General features: G+C 61.9%; 17 protein-coding genes. 15 read left to right on the forward strand and 2 right to left on the reverse strand.

The features are described 5' to 3' along the window. Nucleotides 1-41 precede the first annotated feature (41 nt). Entirely contained in the window at nt 42-1,358 is a 1,317-nt protein-coding gene (locus tag DN388_RS22690; protein WP_104572884.1) for an MFS transporter, read from the forward strand. 75 nt (nt 1,359-1,433) lie between these two features. On the opposite strand, the gene DN388_RS22695 is transcribed toward DN388_RS22690, so the two are convergent. Next, entirely contained in the window at nt 1,434-3,098 is a 1,665-nt protein-coding gene (locus DN388_RS22695) for an electron transfer flavoprotein-ubiquinone oxidoreductase (protein ID WP_043863152.1), read from the reverse strand. 543 nt (nt 3,099-3,641) lie between these two features. On the opposite strand from DN388_RS22695, the gene DN388_RS22700 reads away from it, so the two are divergent. The 9 genes from DN388_RS22700 (at nt 3,642) to DN388_RS22740 (ending at nt 10,647) form a co-directional block, all read left to right on the forward strand. Continuing rightward, nucleotides 3,642-4,391, forward strand: coding sequence for an electron transfer flavoprotein subunit beta/FixA family protein (locus tag DN388_RS22700; RefSeq protein WP_043863151.1), 750 nt, complete (start codon nt 3,642-3,644; stop codon nt 4,389-4,391). Further along, complete coding sequence (locus tag DN388_RS22705) at nt 4,392-5,321, forward strand: electron transfer flavoprotein subunit alpha/FixB family protein (protein ID WP_043863150.1); 930 nt, start codon at nt 4,392-4,394, stop codon at nt 5,319-5,321. A 70-nt stretch (nt 5,322-5,391) separates the two neighbouring features. Continuing rightward, complete coding sequence (locus DN388_RS22710; RefSeq protein ID WP_054915665.1) at nt 5,392-6,222, forward strand: ABC transporter substrate-binding protein; 831 nt, start codon at nt 5,392-5,394, stop codon at nt 6,220-6,222. Between the two features lie 9 nt (nt 6,223-6,231). Continuing rightward, complete coding sequence (locus tag DN388_RS22715; protein ID WP_043863148.1) at nt 6,232-6,585, forward strand: DUF4398 domain-containing protein; 354 nt, start codon at nt 6,232-6,234, stop codon at nt 6,583-6,585. After that, nucleotides 6,582-7,391, forward strand: coding sequence for an OmpA family protein (locus DN388_RS22720; protein WP_043863147.1), 810 nt, complete (start codon nt 6,582-6,584; stop codon nt 7,389-7,391). The genes DN388_RS22715 and DN388_RS22720 overlap by 4 nt, the downstream gene beginning before the upstream one ends. A gap of 189 nt (nt 7,392-7,580) precedes the next feature. Further along, complete coding sequence (locus tag DN388_RS22725) at nt 7,581-9,026, forward strand: PLP-dependent aminotransferase family protein (RefSeq protein ID WP_255002135.1); 1,446 nt, start codon at nt 7,581-7,583, stop codon at nt 9,024-9,026. A 67-nt stretch (nt 9,027-9,093) separates the two neighbouring features. Further along, a complete protein-coding gene (locus DN388_RS22730) occupies nt 9,094-9,624 on the forward strand; it encodes a translation initiation factor 2 (RefSeq protein ID WP_236176409.1) in 531 nt (176 codons plus the stop codon). Between the two features lie 127 nt (nt 9,625-9,751). After that, a complete protein-coding gene (locus DN388_RS22735; protein WP_043863144.1) occupies nt 9,752-10,006 on the forward strand; it encodes a YkgJ family cysteine cluster protein in 255 nt (84 codons plus the stop codon). A 35-nt stretch (nt 10,007-10,041) separates the two neighbouring features. Next, entirely contained in the window at nt 10,042-10,647 is a 606-nt protein-coding gene (locus DN388_RS22740) for an START domain-containing protein (RefSeq protein WP_255002136.1), read from the forward strand. A 134-nt stretch (nt 10,648-10,781) separates the two neighbouring features. Here DN388_RS22740 and gltA read toward each other — a convergent pair whose 3' ends face one another. Then, nucleotides 10,782-12,071 carry a citrate synthase gene (gene gltA, locus DN388_RS22745; protein WP_255002137.1) on the reverse strand — a complete coding sequence of 430 codons (1,290 nt, stop codon included), beginning with the start codon at nt 12,069-12,071 and terminating at the stop codon, nt 10,782-10,784. Between the two features lie 350 nt (nt 12,072-12,421). Here gltA and sdhC point away from each other — a divergent pair, with 350 nt between their 5' ends. The 5 genes from sdhC (at nt 12,422) to DN388_RS22770 (ending at nt 18,738) form a co-directional block, all read left to right on the forward strand. Then, nucleotides 12,422-12,808 carry a succinate dehydrogenase, cytochrome b556 subunit gene (gene sdhC / locus DN388_RS22750; RefSeq protein WP_088515660.1) on the forward strand — a complete coding sequence of 129 codons (387 nt, stop codon included), beginning with the start codon at nt 12,422-12,424 and terminating at the stop codon, nt 12,806-12,808. Next, nucleotides 12,802-13,170: a succinate dehydrogenase, hydrophobic membrane anchor protein gene (gene sdhD, locus DN388_RS22755; RefSeq protein ID WP_043863140.1), complete on the forward strand. Its 369-nt coding sequence runs from the start codon at nt 12,802-12,804 to the stop codon at nt 13,168-13,170. The genes sdhC and sdhD overlap by 7 nt, the downstream gene beginning before the upstream one ends. A 3-nt stretch (nt 13,171-13,173) precedes the next feature. After that, on the forward strand, nt 13,174-14,946 hold the full coding sequence (sdhA, locus tag DN388_RS22760; RefSeq protein WP_043863139.1) for a succinate dehydrogenase flavoprotein subunit: 1,773 nt from the start codon (nt 13,174-13,176) through the stop codon (nt 14,944-14,946). An 11-nt stretch (nt 14,947-14,957) separates the two neighbouring features. Beyond that, a complete protein-coding gene (locus DN388_RS22765; RefSeq protein WP_043863138.1) occupies nt 14,958-15,662 on the forward strand; it encodes a succinate dehydrogenase iron-sulfur subunit in 705 nt (234 codons plus the stop codon). A gap of 244 nt (nt 15,663-15,906) precedes the next feature. After that, entirely contained in the window at nt 15,907-18,738 is a 2,832-nt protein-coding gene (locus DN388_RS22770) for a 2-oxoglutarate dehydrogenase E1 component (protein ID WP_043863137.1), read from the forward strand. Nucleotides 18,739-18,764 lie beyond the last annotated feature (26 nt).

Here is an 18,764-nt window from a genome sequence, read left to right on the forward strand (position 1 = left end):
GCCTTGCTGCGCGCAGTGAGCCTATCGAAGCGGATGCCTTTATGACTGCCACCAACCCTGCGCGCCCGCTGCGGCTTTCGCGCGACGACCACAAGACCCTGGGCCTGGCGGCGCTGGGCGGTGCGCTGGAGATCTACGATTTCATCATCTTCGTGTTCTTCGCGCTGACCCTGAGCCAGCTGTTCTTCCCGCCCGAGATGCCGGAGTGGCTGCGTCTGCTGCAGAGCTTCGGGATCTTCGTCACCGGGTACCTGGCGCGGCCGCTGGGCGGCATCCTGATGGCGCATTTTGCCGATCACCTGGGGCGCAAGAAGGTGTTCAGCCTGAGCATCCTGATGATGGCGCTGCCGTGCCTGCTGATCGGGGTGATGCCGACCTATGCCGACATCGGCTACGCGGCGCCGCTGATCCTGCTGGGCCTGCGCATTCTGCAGGGCGCGGCGGTGGGCGGCGAGGTGCCAAGCGCCTGGACCTTCGTCGCCGAGCATGCGCCGGCCGGGCGGCGGGGCTATGCGCTGGGTTTTCTGCAGGCCGGGCTGACGTTCGGCTACCTGCTGGGCGCGCTGACCGCCACGGCGCTGGCCCAGGTGTTCACCGCCCAGGAGATTCTGGACTACGCCTGGCGCTATCCATTCTTGCTGGGCGGGGTGTTCGGCGTGATCGGGGTGTGGCTGCGCCGCTGGCTGAGCGAGACGCCGGTGTTCCTGGCGCTGCGCGAGCGGCGTGAACAACCGGTGGCCTTCCCGCTGCGCACGGTGCTGCGCGAGCACCGCCGCGCGCTGGTGCCGGCGGCCCTGCTGACCTGCGTGCTGACCTCGGCGGTGGTGGTGCTGGTGGTGATTACCCCGACGGTGATGCAGCAGCGCTTCGGCATGAGCGCGGCCGACACCTTCGCCCTGAGCGCGCTGGGTATCGTGTTCTTGAACATCGGTTGCGTGCTGGCCGGCTTGCTGGTGGACCGGGTAGGTGCCTGGCGCGCGCTGATGGTCTACAGCCTGTTGCTGCCGTTGGGAGTGGGGGCGCTGTATGCCAGCCTGATCGGCGGCTGGGGCTGGACCGGGGTGGCCTATGCGCTGGCAGGGCTGGCCTGTGGTGTGGTGGGGGTGGTGCCGTCGGTGATGGTCGGGCTGTTTCCGCCGGCCATTCGCGTGTCGGGGATTTCCTTTACCTACAACCTGGCCTATGCGCTGTGGGCCAGCACCACGCCGCTTATGCTGATTGCGCTGATGCCGTGGAGCCCATGGGTGTGTGTGGGGTTCTGCCTGCTGATGGGCACGGTGGGCCTGCTCACGGCGGTGTACTTCAGTGCGCGGGAGGACCTGCGGGCCGGGGATGAACTGGTGTTGGCGAAGGTGTGAGACCGTTTGCTCGAACGCCTTCACGAAAAAGCCCCCAGCGCCGCAAGGCGTGGGGGCTTTTTTTGTGGGCGGTACTTACATGTTCGGGTAAGTCGGGCCGCCAGCACCTTCCGGGGTCACCCAGGTGATGTTCTGCGAAGGGTCCTTGATGTCACAGGTCTTGCAGTGCACGCAGTTCTGGGCGTTGATCTGGAAGCGCTTGCTGCCGTCTTCCTGGCTGATCACCTCGTATACGCCGGCCGGGCAGTAGCGCTGCGCCGGTTCGTCGTACAGCGGCAGGTTGGTGCCGATCGGAATGCTCGGGTCGGTCAGCTTAAGGTGGCACGGCTGCTCTTCTTCATGGTTGGTGCTGGAGAGGAACACCGAGCTCAGCTTGTCGAAGCTCAACTTGCCATCGGGCTTGGGGTAATCGATCTTCTTCGAGTCGGCCGCCAGCTTGAGGCAGGCGTAGTCCGGCTTGGTGTCGTGCAGGGTGAACGGCAGCTTGCCGCCGAACCAGTTCTGGTCGACATAGTTGAATGCCGCGCCGAGCATCGGGCCGAACTTGTGCATCGCCGGGCCGAAGTTGCGGCTGGCGAACAGTTCTTCGTACAGCCAGCTGGCCTTGAAGCCGTCGACGTAGGCGGTCAGTTCGTCGCCACCCTCGCTACCGGCCAGCAGCGCATCGGCCACCGCTTCGGCTGCGAGCATGCCGGACTTCATGGCGGTGTGGCTGCCCTTGATCTTGGCCACGTTCATGGTGCCCAGGTCGCAGCCGATCAGCGCGCCGCCCTTGAATACCATTTTCGGCAGCGAGTTCAGGCCGCCCTTGGCCAGGGCACGGGCGCCATAGCTGATGCGCTTGCCACCTTCCAGGTACTGGGCGAGCACCGGGTGGTGCTTGAGGCGCTGGAACTCGTCGAACGGGGAGAGGTAGGCGTTGGCATACGACAGGTCGACGATCAGGCCGACCACCACCTGGTTGTTTTCCAGGTGATACAGGAACGAGCCGCCGGTGTTCTCGGTGCTCATCACGTCCAGCGGCCAGCCGGCGGTGTGGATCACCAGGCCTTGCTGGTGCTTGGCCGGGTCGATTTCCCAGATTTCCTTGAGGCCGATGCCGTAGTGCTGCACGTCGCTGGCGTTGTCCAGGTCGAAGCGCTTGATCAGTTGCTTGCCGATATGCCCACGGCAGCCTTCGGCGAACAGCGTGTACTTGCCGCGCAGTTCCATGCCGGGGGTGTATACGCCTTCCTTGGGGTTGCCTTCGCGGTCGACACCCAGGTCGCCGGTGATGATCCCGCGGACCACGCCGTTTTCATCGAACAGCGCTTCCTGGGCAGCGAAGCCTGGGTAGACTTCCACGCCCAGGTTCTCGGCCTGCTGGGCCAGCCAGCGGCACAGGTTGCCCAGCGAGATGATGTAGTTGCCTTCGTTGTGCATGGTCTTGGGCACGAACAGATCGGGCACCTTGACCGAGCTGCTGGCGTCGCGCAGCACGTAGATGTCGTCGCGCTTGACCTCGGTGTTCAGTGGCGCGCCGAGTTCTTTCCAGTCCGGGAACAGTTCGTTCAGGGCACGCGGCTCGAACACCGCACCGGAGAGAATGTGTGCACCGACCTCGGAGCCTTTCTCGACCACGCAGACGCTGATTTCATTACCGGCTTCGGCGGCCTTCTGCTTCAGTCGGCAGGCGGCGGACAGGCCTGCCGGGCCAGCGCCGACGATGACCACGTCGAATTCCATGTATTCGCGTTCCACAGGTTCTCTCCTACTCAAGGCTCATCGGTTTTTCTTTGTTGGCGGGTGTCAGGCGGTCATTTCGAAGTACCCGGGTGTGTAGCTCGGGTGATGACGGACTACACCGCTTTCTCTTGGCCGCGCATTATATCTACACCACTTGCGAGGTCCAATACAAACGTTTGTTTGAATTTGCCGCAGCCCAGTAAAATCAAAGACGCACGGCTTGAAGCTGGCTGGTTTGCCGTATTGACCGGATTGGGCGTTACGGTCAAGATACGGGCGGTTTTACGCTCGCCGTAGGCTGACCGTCGGATGCAGGAGCACCCCTAAAAACCAGGCAAAAAGCAGGGCAGTTACGCCAGGACCCGCCTTTGTAGTGGAGTTTACACGCCACGACAAACAATGACCCACGGGTTTTGCGCGCAAGCGTCGAGAACAGACTGCACAGTCAGTTGAATTTCACCTGCTCGCGTTCGTTTTTGGAGGTGCCCTTGTACCCACGCGCAATCGCCCGGTTCTGCCCAGGCGACATTCTTTTCACCGGAGAGTAACGAGGAATCCATGAAGGTTCTTGTAGCTGTCAAACGAGTGGTCGACTATAACGTCAAGGTTCGCGTCAAGGCGGACAACTCCGGCGTAGACCTTGCTAACGTCAAGATGTCCATGAACCCCTTCTGCGAAATCGCCGTAGAAGAAGCCGTGCGCCTGAAAGAGAAGGGCGTGGCGAGCGAAATCGTCGTCGTTACCGTCGGCCCGGCCACTGCCCAGGAGCAGCTGCGTACCGCCCTGGCACTGGGTGCCGACCGCGCCGTGCTGGTCGAGTCGGCTGAAGAGCTGACCTCGCTGGCCGTGGCCAAGCTGCTCAAGGCTGTGGTCGACAAGGAGCAGCCGCAACTGGTCATCCTTGGCAAGCAGGCCATCGACAGCGACAACAACCAGACCGGCCAGATGCTGGCTGCGCTGACCGGTTATGCCCAGGGTACTTTCGCCTCCAAGGTGGAAGTGGCCGGCGACAAGGTCAACGTCACCCGTGAAATCGATGGCGGCCTGCAGACCGTTGCTCTGAACCTGCCGGCGATCGTGACCACCGACCTGCGTCTGAACGAGCCGCGCTATGCGTCGCTGCCGAACATCATGAAGGCCAAGAAGAAGCCGCTGGAGACTGTGACTCCGGACGCGCTGGGCGTTTCCACCGCCTCTACCAACAAGACCCTGAAAGTCGAAGCGCCAGCTGCACGCAGCGCTGGTATCAAGGTCAAGTCGGTGGCTGAACTGGTCGAGAAACTGAAGAACGAGGCGAAGGTAATCTAAATGACTATCCTGGTTATCGCTGAACACGAAAACGGCGCCGTTGCCCCGGCGACCCTGAACACCGTTGCTGCCGCCGCGAAAATCGGTGGCGATATCCACGTACTGGTCGCTGGCCAGAACGTGGGTGGCGTTGCCGAAGCTGCCGCGAAAATCGCTGGCGTGGCCAAGGTGCTGGTAGCCGACAACGCTGCCTATGCGCACCAGCTGCCGGAAAACGTCGCGCCGCTGGTGGCCGAGCTTGGCAAGGCCTACAGCCACGTGCTGGCACCAGCCACCTCCAACGGCAAGAACATCCTGCCGCGCGTTGCCGCGCTGCTGGACGTCGACCAGATCTCCGAGATCATCGCGGTCGAGTCGGCGGACACCTTCAAGCGTCCGATCTACGCCGGTAACGCCATTGCCACCGTGCAATCGAGCGCTGCGGTCAAGGTCATCACCGTGCGTGCCACCGGCTTCGACGCCGTTGCCGCCGAAGGTGGTTCGGCTGCTGTCGAAGCGGTTGGCGCTGCCCACGATGCGGGCAAGTCGGCATTTGTCGGCGAAGAGCTGGCCAAGTCCGATCGTCCTGAGCTGACCGCTGCCAAGATCGTCGTTTCCGGCGGTCGCGGCATGCAGAACGGTGACAACTTCAAGCACCTGTACGCGCTGGCCGACAAGCTCGGCGCCGCCGTGGGTGCTTCGCGCGCCGCGGTCGACGCAGGCTTCGTGCCCAACGACATGCAGGTCGGCCAGACCGGCAAGATCGTTGCGCCGCAGCTGTACATCGCCGTCGGTATCTCCGGCGCGATCCAGCACCTGGCCGGCATGAAGGACTCCAAGGTGATCGTTGCGATCAACAAGGACGAAGAGGCGCCGATCTTCCAGGTGGCCGACTACGGCCTGGTCGCCGACCTGTTCGAAGCCGTACCTGAGCTGGAGAAGCTGGTTTAATCCAGCCGCTTCACTTATAAAGAGCCCGGTCTTTTGATCGGGCTTTTTTATTTCGCGACGCAAGGGAGGCATGTGCATGGGGTGGCTTGGCCGAATGGCGATGGCGGGATTGCTGGGGTTTGCCTGCTTGCCCACGGCGGCGCTGGCGGTGGGCAAGTGCGAGCGTCTGGTGGCGACCGGCAGCCCCGATGCGCCGCCCTATGCCTGGCGCGACCCGCAGGACCCCAGGCACCTGATTGGCGCCAACGTCGACCTGCTCAAGCAGGTGGCGACGGAGCTTGGGCTGAAGGTCGAGGTGCTGTACGCAGGCAAGCGCAACGAGGCGCAGGATGAAGTGCGCAGCGGACGCATGGACCTGCTGGTGGATGCGCCGCTGGCCACTGAAGACCTGACCCGTGTCGACTTCATCCACCCGGCGCTGCTGCAGAACGACTACCTGGTGTGGACCCGGCACGACTCCACGCTGGCCTACGACGGCCTGGCCGATCTGCACCAGCACCAGGGCGCGATCTCGGAGAAGGCCAGGCTGACCCCGGCGTTCGCCCAGTTTGCCAAGGACCAGTTGAAGCTGGCGCCGGCGCAGAACCTGACCCAGGCATTCCAGAAGCTTTTGCTTGGCCAGGTCGACTATGTGCTGGCCGGGCGTTACGCCGGCATGGCCATGGCGCAGACCCTTGGCATGGCCAACGACCTGATCGCCCGCGGCCTGCCGCTGGATCGGCCCGGGCTGTACCTGGCGCTGTCGCACAATTCGGCGTGCAATGACGCCTGGTTGCGCGGACAGCTGGCCAAAAAACTGACAGAATTGCCGGCCTCAGGCGTGCCTCAGGCAGTACTGCAACGCAATGTCGAGCGCTGGAAGGCGCAGCTGCAGCAACCGCTCGACGCCCCCAAACAGTAGGAAGATTGTGTGAGAACTCAACCGCTTTTCGCTGCCATGGCGTTACTGGCCCTGGCCGGTTGCGCTGCCGACCCGGCGCCCCACGAGCAGATGCGCCTGTCCGAACAGGCGCTGGAGCAGGCCAAGGCCGTCGGTGCCACCGACGAAGTGGCCGAGCTGAAGCTGGCCGAAGACAAGCTTGCCCGCGCCCGCAGCAACATGGCCAGCGAGTCGTACCGTGATGCGCGGCTGCGCGCCGAGCAGGCCGAGCTTGATGCGCGGCTGGCCGAAGCCCGGGTGCTGACCCTCAAGAGTCAGGAGCAGCTGTCGCTGCTGCAATCGCGGGTCAATCGTCTGCGCAAGCAGTTGGGGGAGCAACAGTGAGTTCGATCAAGCCCTTGGTGGCCGTGTTGTGTGCAGGTGTGCTGGGGTTGCAGGGCTGCGCCAGCGAGCGCAGCGAAACCGCCCTCGACCAGGCCGCCGCCAGTTTCCAGGCAGTGAAGGACGATTCCAATGTGCTGCGCAGTGCGCCGCGTGACGTGATCCGCGCCGGCGAGTCGCTGGCCCGTGCCGAGCGGTTGTCCAGCTACGTGGGCAGTGGTGCGGACGTGCGCCATTACGCCTACCTGAGTCAGCGCTACAGCGAGATTGCCCGCGAGCACAGCAACCTGGTGCTCAATCAGGAGCGCCTGGCCAAGCTCGAACTGGAGCGCCAGCGCCTGCAACTGGCCCTGCGCGAAGCCAAGCTGGTCAGCGTGCAGCAGCAGGGCAAATGGCTGGAGGCGCAGATCGTCAGCCTGGCCACGACCCAGAGCGACCGTGGCCTGGTGATGACCCTGGGTGACGTGCTGTTCGATACCGGGCAGGCCGAATTGAAAAACTCCGCCAGCCGTACCGTGCTCAAGCTGGTGCAGTTTCTGCAGCTCAACCCCCGGCGCGTTGTGCGCATCGAGGGGTATACCGACAGCACCGGCACTCCCGAGGACAACCTGACGCTGTCGCGTGATCGTGCGCAGGCCGTGGCGGACATGCTGGTCGACCTGGGCGTCGACGAAAAACGCATCCAGGTCGAAGGCTATGGAGACCAGTACCCGATCGAGGCCAATGCCTCGGAGCGGGGCAGGGCGCAGAACCGTCGGGTGGAGATCGTGTTTTCCGACGAGAAAGGCCACCTGGGCGCGCCGCGCTGAGGTCGAGGTAAACAAAAAACCGGTGATAGTCACCGGTTTTTTTATGCCGCAAAGCTTGAAAAACCCGCTGTCACACAACTGTGTAGTCGACTATTCTGGCATCTGTGCCCGTACACTTATGCACTGTTCCGGTATTCTTCGCCGACTGTACAAGAACAATTAGATAGCCCGCGTTTCGAGATCCGTCCCATGACCAATCTGTTGCTCTACCAGCGCATCGCCCAGCAACTGGCGGAAGACATCCGCCGCGGCGTCTATCAGCCCGGTGAGCGCGTACCGTCGGTACGCAAGATGAGCTCGCAGCTCAATGTCAGCCATGCCACCGTGCTGCAGGCCTATGCCAACCTCGAAGACCAGGGGCTGATTCGCGCGCGGCCGCAATCGGGCTACTACGTCCACCAGACCCCGGCCCTGACTGCGCAGACCCCGGACATCGCGCGGGTCGAGCGTCCAGGGCTGGTCACGCGCAGCAGCATCATCCAGCAGGTACTGACCGAAGCCCGGCGTGATGGGGTGTTCCCGCTGGGGGCGGCGGTTCCGCATGTGGACTACCTGCCGGTGCGCGCGCTGCACCAGCAACTGGCCAAGGTCACGCGGTTCCAGAGCCCGCGCGCGTTCAGCTACATGTTCAGCCCGGGTTTCGAGCCGCTGCGCCGGCAGATCGCCATTCGCATGCGCGACGCCGGGGTGGTGGTCGACCCGTCCGAAGTGGTGGTGACCCACGGTTGCGTCGATGCGCTGCAGATGTCGTTGCGGGTGCTGACCCGGCCAGGCGACCTGATCGCCGCCGAGTCGCCCACCTATTACGGGCTGCTGCAACTGGCGGACCTGCTGGGGCTCAAGGTGATCGAGATTCCCAGCGACCCGGCCACCGGCATCAGCCTGGAGGCCCTGCAACTGGCGGCCAACCAGTGGTCGATCAAGGCGCTGGTGCTGACTGCGCGGTTGAGCAACCCGTTGGGCGGCACCATTCCCGAGGAACGCCAGAAGCAGTTGCTGCGCCTGGCCTCGGATTTCAACATCCAGATCGTCGAGGACGATATCTACGGCGAGCTGATGTTCGAGCAAGGGCGCACCAAGGCGCTCAAGGCCTTCGACCGGCTGGGGCGGGTGATCTATTGCTCGAGCTTTTCCAAGACCCTGTCGCCGGGGGTGCGTATCGGCTGGATGATCGCGGGCAACTATCAGCAGGAAATCCAGCGACTGCAGACCTTTACCACGCACTCGGCGTGCAGTGTCACGCAGATGGGGGTGGCGGCCTACCTTGAAAATGGTGGCTATGACCGCCATCTGCGCTACATTCGCCAGGAATATCGCAAGAACCTCAGTGCCTACCAGCTGGCGGTACAGCAGCACTTTCCGGAAGGCACCCAGATGAGCCGGCCTACCGGGGGCTTCATCCTGTGGGTCAGCCTGCCGGGGCGGGTCAACACCCAGGAGTTGCATGTACGTGCCTTGCAGCAGGGCATCAGCATCGCGCCCGGGCTGATCTTCAGTAACACGGAGCAGTTCAACCACTGCATTCGTCTCAACTGCGGCATTCCGTGGAGCCGCGAGGCTGAGCGGGCGCTGCTGACATTGGGGATGCTGGCCCATCAGCTTTGCCAGGAAACCGCCTCGGGCGGATACCTCTAGATCGCGGGCTTGCCAGCGATTGCAGGAACAGGGAGCATGTGCGACTCATGAATACGTCTCGTTGCCTATGAAAGCGTTGAGCTGTGCTGCCGTGATGTTGTGTGCGCTGGGCCTGTGTGCAACGGGCCCGGCACTGGCTGTGCCCGGACCGGGGCCGATACTGCTGGCACAGGCGTCGGCTGCCCCGGCACCGGACCGGAAGCCTTCGGCCCAGGCCCCGGTAAAAGCGAGTGCCAAGCCACAGGCCAAGCCCAAGGCGCAACCCAAGACCAAGGCTGGCGACCCCAGGAAGACGCCGGCCAAGGCGGTAAAGTCGGGCAAGCGCAAGGCCTCCGAGGTGATTGCCGCGCCCTTGCCCAAGGCGCGCCTGGATCTGAGCCTGCCCCCGGAGATGGTCAAGGACCTGCAGCCGAGCAGTCAGGAGGAAGTCCGTGTGCGACGTCCGCTGCTGCCGTCGTTGTTCGAAGAAAAGCCTGCCGCGGACAGCCCGTTCCAGCTCAATGGCCGCTTGATCAGCAACGAAATGCAATTGCAGTTGCGCAATGATGCCCGTCAGGACATCGAGGGTGCAGCCATCGATTTCGAGTTCAAGCAATAAACGCTGCTCGACCTGCCGGTCACATTCTGCGCGGCGATATTTCATCTGAGCGGTAATTTCAAACACCTGTTTTAGCGGTTACTATCCCCATTCACCCATCATTTGTTAGGCCGAGGTCCATGTCGTCATGAACTGCCGTGAAGGCTGTGGCGCTTGCTGCATTGCCCCTTCCATCAGCTCGCCCATTCCTGGCATGCCGCACGGCAAGCCGGCTGGCGAACGCTGTGTGCAACTGTCCGAGCACAACCTCTGCAGTCTGTTCGGCCAGCCTGAACGGCCGGCGGTGTGCTCGGGCTTCCAGGCGGAGGTGGACACCTGCGGCAATGATCGCGACGAGGCGATCAGGATCATCGGTTGGCTGGAGCAAGTGACGGCGGCTTGAGTGAGTGGAACTTCGCAAACAAGGAAAACAACACGATGGGTTCGATGAAGCGGGTAGCGGTGATTTGTGGTCTGAGTGCGATGTTCATGTCGGTGGCGCAGGCTGAAGACTGGAAGGTTGCCAAGCAAGCGGATGGCATCAAGGTATCGCTGAGCGAAGTGAGTGGTTCGAACTACAAGGCCTATCAGGGCGTGACGACCATCAAGGCGCCGCTGGCCAAGGTCCGGGCGCTGCAGGAAGACGTGGCCGGGGCCTGTGCCTGGATTCACGAGTGCAAGAGCCAGAAGCTGCTCAAGCACGAGGGTGACCAGAGCTGGACCTACACCCAGTTCAATACGCCGTGGCCGGTCACCCCGCGCGATTCGATCATCCATGTAACCACCAGCGAAGGTGCTGACGGCAGCCTGACCCGCAGGCTGGAGGGTGTGCCCAAGTACCTGCCGGAGGAAAAAGGCTATGTGCGGGTGGCTGAAGTGCAGGGTTTCTGGAAGCTGGTGCCCAAGGGTGACACTACCGAGGTGACATACCAGGTGCACACCGAGCCAGGCGGGAGTGTGCCAGCGATGGTGGCGAACAAGTTCGTGGTGGATGCGCCGTTCAATACGCTCAAGGCGTTGAAGGAGCGGGCGGAGAAACCGTAACAGTTTGATGGTAGGCTGCAATATGCCTCAACTGTAGGGGCCGCCAAGGCTTGCTCCTCCTGCATGAAGCGTTACGCAACAAAAAAGGCTGCCCGAGGGCAGCCTTTTTTGTTGTTGCAGGTGAGCCGTTTGGCTTACTTGCGGTCTTCCAGTTTGACGATGTCACGCGACTCGTAGCCGGTGTACAGCTGGCGCGGACGGCCAATCTTGTACGGGCTGGAGAGCATTTCCTTCCAGTGCGAGATCCAGCCGACGGTCCGCGCCAGGGCGAAGATCACGGTGAACATGCTGGTAGGGATGCCGATCGCCTTGAGGATGATCCCCGAGTAGAAGTCGACGTTCGGGTACAGCGAGCGCTCGATGAAGTACGGATCGGTCAGGGCGATCTCTTCCAGGCGCATGGCCAGTTCCAGCTGCGGATCGTTGGTGATGCCCAGCTCGCGCAGCACTTCGTCGCAGGTCTGCTTCATCACGGTGGCGCGCGGGTCGCGGTTCTTGTAGACGCGGTGACCGAAGCCCATCAGCTTGAACGGGTCGTTCTTGTCCTTGGCCTTGGCGATGAAGGTGTCGATGTTCGAGACATCGCCAATTTCGTCGAGCATGGTCAGCACGGCTTCGTTGGCGCCGCCGTGGGCAGGGCCCCACAGTGCGGCGATACCGGCAGCGATGCAGGCGAACGGATTGGCGCCCGAGGAGCCTGCCAGGCGTACGGTGGAGGTCGACGCATTCTGTTCGTGGTCGGCGTGGAGGATGAAGATCCGGTCCATTGCCTTGGCCAGCACCGGGCTGATCGGTTTGATCTCGCACGGGGTGTTGAACATCATGTGCAGGAAGTTTTCGGCGTAGGTCAGGTCGTTGCGCGGGTACATCATGGGCTGGCCCATGGAGTACTTGTAGACCATCGCGGCCAGGGTCGGCATCTTGGCGACCAGGCGCACTGCCGAGATTTCCCGGTGCTGCGGGTTATTGATGTCCAGCGAGTCGTGATAGAACGCCGACAGGGCGCCAACCACGCCGCACATGACGGCCATCGGGTGGGCGTCGCGGCGGAAGCCGTTGAAGAACGACTTCAACTGCTCGTGCACCATGGTGTGATTTTTGACGGTGCTGACGAACTGAGCCTTCTGCTCGGCATTCGGCAGTTCGCCGTTGAGCAGCAGGTAGCAGGCTTCCAGGTAGTCGGATTGCTCGGCGAGCTGTTCGATCGGGTAGCCGCGATGCAGCAGGATGCCCTTGTCGCCGTCAATGTAGGTGATCTTGGACTCGCACGATGCGGTCGCCATGAAACCAGGGTCGAAAGTGAAGTGACCCGTGGCCCCCAACCCTCTAACGTCGATAACATCGGGACCAACGGTGCCGGTTAAAATGGGCAGCTCGACGGGGGCTGCGCCCTCGATGACCAACTGCGCTTTTTTGTCAGCCATGTGGCCTCCTATTAATGCTTGAAATCATCAGACAGACCCCCCACGCAGGGCCCGCACCACTATAGTGAGATAAATTCGAATGTCAATTTGCCTAAAGCACGGTTGTAAAGGGCTTTGGGCGCTGTTTTTCCGCGAAATTGCGGCCCGTTTACGCCTTTTGTTCGCCAAAGGCAATGCGCTATTTGGGCTAGGGCTTCACGTTGTCATTAGTAGCCTAACTGTCTATACTCGGCACCCGACCGCCAGGGGCTTTAAAGCCCGCTTTTCTGGGGTCGTCACTCCCTGGGTGGTGGGTACCTGACCAGTACACTTACCAACAACTTTGCCCTGCTTGCTAGGGGCTCTTCAGTGTGAAAAAAGCCGTGAAAAGCCAACGACCTGTAAACCTAGACCTAAGGACCATCAAACTCCCCATTACCGGCGTTACGTCATTTCTTCACCGTGTTTCCGGCATCATCCTCTTTCTGGGCCTGGGCATCATGCTGTACGCATTGAGCCAATCCCTGAGTTCCGAGGAAGGTTTTGCCGAGGTGAAGGCATGCCTGACCAGTCCGCTGGCCAAATTCGTGGCGTGGGGCCTTCTGTCCGCCTTGCTGTATCACCTGGTTGCCGGTGTGCGCCATCTGATTATGGACATGGGCATCGGTGAGACGCTGGAAGGCGGCAAACTGGGCTCGAAAATCGTTATCGCCATTTCCGTGGTGGTGATCGTTCTGGCGGGAGTTTGGATATGGTAACTAATGTCACGAACCTGTCGCGTTCGGGCCTCTATGACTGGATGGCGCAGCGCGTTTCTGCGGTCGTTCTCGCGGCTTACTTCATTTTTCTGATCGGCTACCTGGTGGCGCACCCTGGCATCGACTATGCCCAGTGGCACGCCCTGTTCTCCCATAACGCGATGCGGATCTTCAGTCTGCTGGCCCTCGTTGCCCTGGGCGCTCACGCCTGGGTCGGCATGTGGACCATTGCCACCGACTACCTGACGCCGATGGCGCTGGGCAAGTCGGCGACTGCAGTTCGTTTCCTGTTCCAGGCGGTATGTGGTGTCGCGATGTTCGCGTACTTCGTCTGGGGTGTGCAGATTCTCTGGGGTATCTGATTCATGGCTAACATTCCAACGATTTCCTTCGACGCCATCATCATTGGTGGTGGCGGTGCCGGCATGCGCGCTGCGCTGCAGCTGGCTCAAGGCGGCCACAAGACCGCCGTGATCACCAAGGTGTTCCCGACCCGTTCGCACACCGTATCGGCCCAGGGTGGCATCACCTGCGCCATCGCTTCGGCCGACCCGAACGATGACTGGCGCTGGCACATGTACGATACCGTCAAGGGTTCCGACTACATCGGTGACCAGGACGCTATCGAATACATGTGTCAGGAAGGCCCGGCTGCGGTGTTCGAGCTGGACCACATGGGTCTGCCGTTCTCGCGTACCGAAACCGGCCGTATCTACCAGCGTCCGTTCGGTGGCCAGTCCAAGGACTACGGTAAAGGTGGCCAGGCCGCCCGTACCTGCGCCGCTTCCGACCGTACCGGTCACGCGCTGCTGCACACCCTCTATCAGGGCAACCTGAAAGCCGGCACCACCTTCCTCAACGAGTGGTACGCGGTTGACCTGGTCAAGAACCAGGACGGCGCCTTCGTCGGCGTGATCGCGATCTGCATCGAAACCGGCGAGACCGTCTACATTCGCGCCAAGGCCACCGTACTGGCCACCGGCGGTGCAGGGCGTATCTACGCCTCCACCACCAACGCCCTGATCAATACCGGCGACGGTATCGGCATGGCCCTGCGTGCCGGCGTGCCGGTGCAGGACATCGAGATGTGGCAGTTCCACCCGACCGGCATCGCCGGCGCAGGTGTACTGGTTACCGAAGGCTGCCGTGGTGAAGGTGGTTACCTGATCAACAAGCACGGCGAGCGTTTCATGGAGCGCTACGCGCCAAACGCCAAGGACCTCGCCGGTCGCGACGTTGTGGCCCGCTCCATGGTCAAAGAGATCATCGCCGGCAACGGCTGTGGCCCGAACGGCGACCACGTGATGCTCAAGCTCGACCACCTGGGCGAGGAAGTGCTGCACAGCCGCCTGCCAGGCATCTGCGAGCTGTCCAAGACCTTCGCGCACGTCGACCCGGTCGTTGCACCCGTACCCGTCGTTCCAACCTGCCACTACATGATGGGCGGCGTTGCCACCAACATTCATGGCCAGGCGATCTCGCAGAACGCCGACGGCGAAGACACCATCATCGAAGGGCTGTTCGCGGTCGGTGAAGTGGCTTGCGTATCGGTTCACGGCGCCAACCGCCTGGGCGGCAACTCGCTGCTCGACCTGGTGGTGTTCGGCCGTGCGGCCGGCCTGCACCTGGAAAAGGCCCTGAGCGACGGTATCGAATACCGCGACGCCAGCGACACCGACGTGGAAGTCGCGCTGAACCGTCTGAACAAGCTCAACGAGCGTACCGACGGCGAAGACGTGGCAACCCTGCGTCGCGAGCTGCAAAGCTGCATGCAGAACTACTTCGGCGTGTTCCGCACCGGCGAATACATGCAGAAGGGTATCGAACAGCTGGCTGGCCTGCGCGAGCGTATCGCCAACGTCAAGATCAACGACAAGTCCCAGGCCTTCAACACCGCGCGTATCGAAGCGCTGGAGCTGCAGAACCTGCTGGAAGTCGCTGAAGCCACTGCAATCGCTGCTGAAGTGCGCAAAGAGTCCCGCGGTGCCCACGCCCGTGAAGACTTCGAAGACCGTGACGACGAAAACTGGCTGTGCCACACCCTGTACTTCCCGGGTGAAAAGCGGGTTGCCAAGCGTGCAGTCAACTTCTCGCCGAAAACCGTTCCGACGTTCGAGCCTAAAGTCCGGACTTACTAAGGGTGGCCACTATGTTGAAAGTCGAAGTTTATCGCTACAACCCCGACACCGACTCGGCACCTAAGACCCAGGTGTTCGAAGTCGATACCGGCGGCAAGGACCTGATGGTTCTGGATGTGCTGGCACTGATCAAGGAACAGGACGAAGGTTTCTCCTATCGTCGTTCGTGCCGCGAAGGCGTGTGCGGTTCCGATGGCATGAACATCAACGGCAAGAACGGCCTGGCCTGCATCACCCCGCTGTCGGCGGTGGTGAAGAAGAACAAGCTGGTCGTGCGTCCGCTGCCCGGCCTGCCGGTCATCCGTGACCTGGTCGTTGATATGAGCATCTTCTACAAGCAGTACGAGAAGGTGAAGCCGTTCCTGCAGAACGATACCCCGGCTCCGGCGATCGAACGCCTGCAGTCCCCGGAAGAGCGCGAAAAGCTGGACGGTCTGTACGAGTGCATCCTGTGCGCTTGCTGCTCGACTTCCTGCCCGTCGTTCTGGTGGAACCCGGACAAGTTCCTGGGCCCGGCCGCTCTGCTTCAAGCTTATCGCTTCCTGGCCGATAGCCGTGACACCAAGACCCAGGAGCGCCTGGCGTCCCTGGATGACCCGTTCAGCGTATTCCGCTGCCGCGGGATCATGAACTGCGTAAACGTTTGCCCCAAAGGTCTGAACCCGACCAAGGCAATCGGCCACGTACGTAACATGCTGCTGCAAAGCGGCACCTGATTCAAAAGTGTTGTACCCGTAGCACACCGAAGTGCGGGCCCTTGCCCGCACCGAGGTGCAACTTGAGCAAAGGCCAAAAGCCCGAGCTTTTACCTATGAAGATATGAGACCAGCAGGGGCGTCCGGGCTGGTACCCGGTAAATCTGCGGAACTCTCGGTGGCTTGGTTCAGTCGCTGCATACGGACTCAACTCAGCTTGCTGTGGTTCTTGCCGATCGAGGCCCCTAACCGAGGGTGACCAAGCATGCAAGAAAGCGTGATGCAGCGCATGTGGAACAGCGCCCACCTTTCAGGTGGTAACGCTGCCTATGTGGAAGAGCTCTACGAGCTCTACCTGCACGACCCTAACGCTGTGCCAGAAGAGTGGCGCACTTACTTTCAGAAGTTGCCCGCCGAAGGCAGCACTGCCACCGATGTATCGCACTCGACGATCCGCGACCATTTCGTACTGCTGGCAAAGAACCAGCGCCGCGCCCAACCGGTTTCCGCCGGTAGCGTGAGCAGTGAACACGAGAAGAAGCAGGTTGAAGTGCTGCGACTGATCCAGGCCTACCGTATGCGCGGCCACCAAGCCGCGAAGCTCGACCCCCTGGGGTTGTGGCAGCGCCCTGCGCCAGTAGACCTGTCGATCAATCATTACGGCTTGACCAATGCCGATCTTGATACGACCTTCCGTGCCGGCGACCTGTTCATCGGCAAAGAGGAAGCGAGCCTACGCGAAATCTTCGAGGCGTTGCAGCAGACATATTGCCGCACCATCGGCGCCGAGTTCACCCACATCGTCGACTCCGAGCAGCGCAGCTGGTTCCAGCAGCGTCTGGAGAGCGTGCGTGGGCGTCCTGAATTTTCCGCAGACATCCAGAGCCACCTGCTCGAGCGCGTTACCGCGGCAGAAGGCCTGGAGAAATACCTGGGTACCAAATACCCGGGCACCAAACGTTTCGGCCTGGAAGGCGGCGAAAGCCTGATTCCGATGCTGGACGAGCTGATCCAGCGCTCCGGTTCCTACGGTACCAAGGAAGTCGTGATCGGCATGGCCCACCGTGGTCGCCTGAACGTACTGGTCAACACCTTCGGCAAGAACCCGCGCGAGCTGTTCGACGAGTTCGAAGGCAAGAAGAAGGTCGAGCTGGGTTCCGGTGACGTGAAGTATCACCAGGGCTTCTCGTCCAACGTGATGACCGCCGGCGGTGAAGTTCACCTGGCCATGGCGTTCAACCCTTCGCACCTGGAAATCGTCTCGCCAGTGGTGGAAGGTTCGGTGCGTGCCCGTCAGGACCGCCGCAACGACAGCGTTGGCGACAAGGTACTGCCGATCTCGATCCACGGCGACGCGGCCTTCGCTGGCCAGGGCGTGGTCATGGAAACCTTCCAGATGTCGCAGACCCGCGGTTTCAAGACCGGCGGCACCGTGCACATCGTGATCAACAACCAGGTTGGTTTCACCATCAGCAACCCGCTGGACTCGCGTTCCACCGAGTACTGCACCGACGTCGCCAAGATGATCCAGGCGCCGATCCTGCACGTCAACGGCGACGATCCGGAAGCGGTGCTGTTCGTGACCCAGCTGGCGGTCGACTACCGCATGCAGTTCAAGCGTGACGTGGTCATCGACCTGGTCTGCTACCGTCGTCGCGGCCACAACGAGGCCGACGAGCCGAACGGCACCCAGCCGCTGATGTACCAGCAGATCAGCAAGCAGCGAACCACCCGTGAGCTGTACGCCGATGCGCTGACCCAGGCCGGTCGTCTGGATGCCGAGCGCGTCCAGGCCAAGGTCGACGAGTACCGCAATGCGCTGGACAACGGCCTGCATGTTGTGAAAAGTCTGGTCAAGGAGCCGAACAAGGAGCTGTTCGTCGACTGGCGTCCATACCTGGGCCACGCCTGGACCGCGCGTCACGACACCCGCTTCGACCTCAAGACCCTGCAGGAGCTCTCGGCCAAGTTGCTGGAGCTGCCGGAAGGCTTCGTGGTTCAGCGCCAGGTCTCGAAGATCTACGAAGATCGCCAGAAGATGCAGGCCGGTGGCTTGCCGATCAACTGGGGTTACGCCGAAACCATGGCGTACGCCACCCTGGCCTTCGAAGGTCACCCGATCCGCATGACGGGTCAGGATATCGGTCGCGGCACCTTCTCTCACCGCCATGCGGTGTTGCACAACCAGAAGGACGCCAGCACCTATATCCCGCTGCAGAACCTGTTCCCGGGCCAGCCACGTTTCGACCTGTACGATTCGTTCCTGTCCGAAGAGGCGGTACTGGCGTTCGAATACGGCTACTCGACCACCCAGCCCAATGCGCTGGTGATCTGGGAAGCCCAGTTCGGCGACTTCGCCAACGGTGCCCAGGTGGTTGTCGACCAGTTCATCACCAGCGGCGAGCACAAGTGGGGCCGTCTGTGCGGTCTGACCATGCTGCTGCCACACGGTTATGAAGGGCAGGGGCCTGAGCACTCCTCGGCGCGTCTGGAGCGTTACCTGCAACTGTGTGCCGAGCACAACGTTCAGGTCTGCGTACCGACCACGCCGGCTCAGATCTACCACCTGCTGCGTCGTCAGGTCATCCGTCCGCTGCGCAAGCCGCTGATCGTGCTGACACCCAAGTCGCTGCTGCGCCACAAGCTGGCCATCTCGACCCTGGAAGAACTGGCCGAAGGCTCGTTCCAGACCGTCATTCCGGAAATCGACAGCCTCGATCCGGCCAAGGTGACGCGCCTGGTGCTGTGCAGCGGCAAGGTCTACTACGATCTGCTGGAAAAACGCCGTGCCGAAGGCCGTGAAGACATCGCTATCGTGCGTATCGAGCAACTGTATCCGTTCCCTGAAGACGATCTGGTTGAAATCCTTGCGCCTTACACCGGTCTGAAGGACGTGGTGTGGTGTCAGGAAGAGCCGATGAACCAGGGCGCGTGGTACAGCAGCCAGCACCACATGCGTCGCATCCTGAGCCGTCACAACAAGGACCTGGTCCTTGAGTACGCCGGTCGTGACGCCTCGGCAGCACCTGCCTGTGGTTACGCTTCGATGCACGCCGAACAGCAGGAAAAACTGCTGCAAGCTGCCTTCACCGTTTAATGCCATCGCGCACCAGAAACCGAATT

The sequence above is a fragment of the Pseudomonas sp. S12(2018) genome (assembly GCF_024355235.1).
In the GTDB taxonomy this organism is placed as follows: domain Bacteria; phylum Pseudomonadota; class Gammaproteobacteria; order Pseudomonadales; family Pseudomonadaceae; genus Aquipseudomonas; species Aquipseudomonas palmensis.

Bases quoted from the DNA above. Each gene is read 5' to 3' on its own strand.
- sdhA (WP_043863139.1), top strand. From the start codon at position 13,174: ATGGCTAACATTCCAACGATTTCCTTCGACGCCATCATCATTGGTGGT.
- gltA (WP_255002137.1), bottom strand. From the start codon at position 12,071: ATGGCTGACAAAAAAGCGCAGTTGGTCATCGAGGGCGCAGCCCCCGTC.
- DN388_RS22735 (WP_043863144.1), top strand. From the start codon at position 9,752: ATGAACTGCCGTGAAGGCTGTGGCGCTTGCTGCATTGCCCCTTCCATC.
- DN388_RS22765 (WP_043863138.1), top strand. From the start codon at position 14,958: ATGTTGAAAGTCGAAGTTTATCGCTACAACCCCGACACCGACTCGGCA.
- DN388_RS22690 (WP_104572884.1), top strand. From the start codon at position 42: ATGACTGCCACCAACCCTGCGCGCCCGCTGCGGCTTTCGCGCGACGAC.
- DN388_RS22725 (WP_255002135.1), top strand. From the start codon at position 7,581: ATGACCAATCTGTTGCTCTACCAGCGCATCGCCCAGCAACTGGCGGAA.
- DN388_RS22705 (WP_043863150.1), top strand. From the start codon at position 4,392: ATGACTATCCTGGTTATCGCTGAACACGAAAACGGCGCCGTTGCCCCG.
- DN388_RS22740 (WP_255002136.1), top strand. From the start codon at position 10,042: ATGGGTTCGATGAAGCGGGTAGCGGTGATTTGTGGTCTGAGTGCGATG.
- DN388_RS22710 (WP_054915665.1), top strand. From the start codon at position 5,392: ATGTGCATGGGGTGGCTTGGCCGAATGGCGATGGCGGGATTGCTGGGG.
- DN388_RS22770 (WP_043863137.1), top strand. From the start codon at position 15,907: ATGCAAGAAAGCGTGATGCAGCGCATGTGGAACAGCGCCCACCTTTCA.
- DN388_RS22700 (WP_043863151.1), top strand. From the start codon at position 3,642: ATGAAGGTTCTTGTAGCTGTCAAACGAGTGGTCGACTATAACGTCAAG.
- sdhD (WP_043863140.1), top strand. From the start codon at position 12,802: ATGGTAACTAATGTCACGAACCTGTCGCGTTCGGGCCTCTATGACTGG.
- DN388_RS22730 (WP_236176409.1), top strand. From the start codon at position 9,094: ATGAAAGCGTTGAGCTGTGCTGCCGTGATGTTGTGTGCGCTGGGCCTG.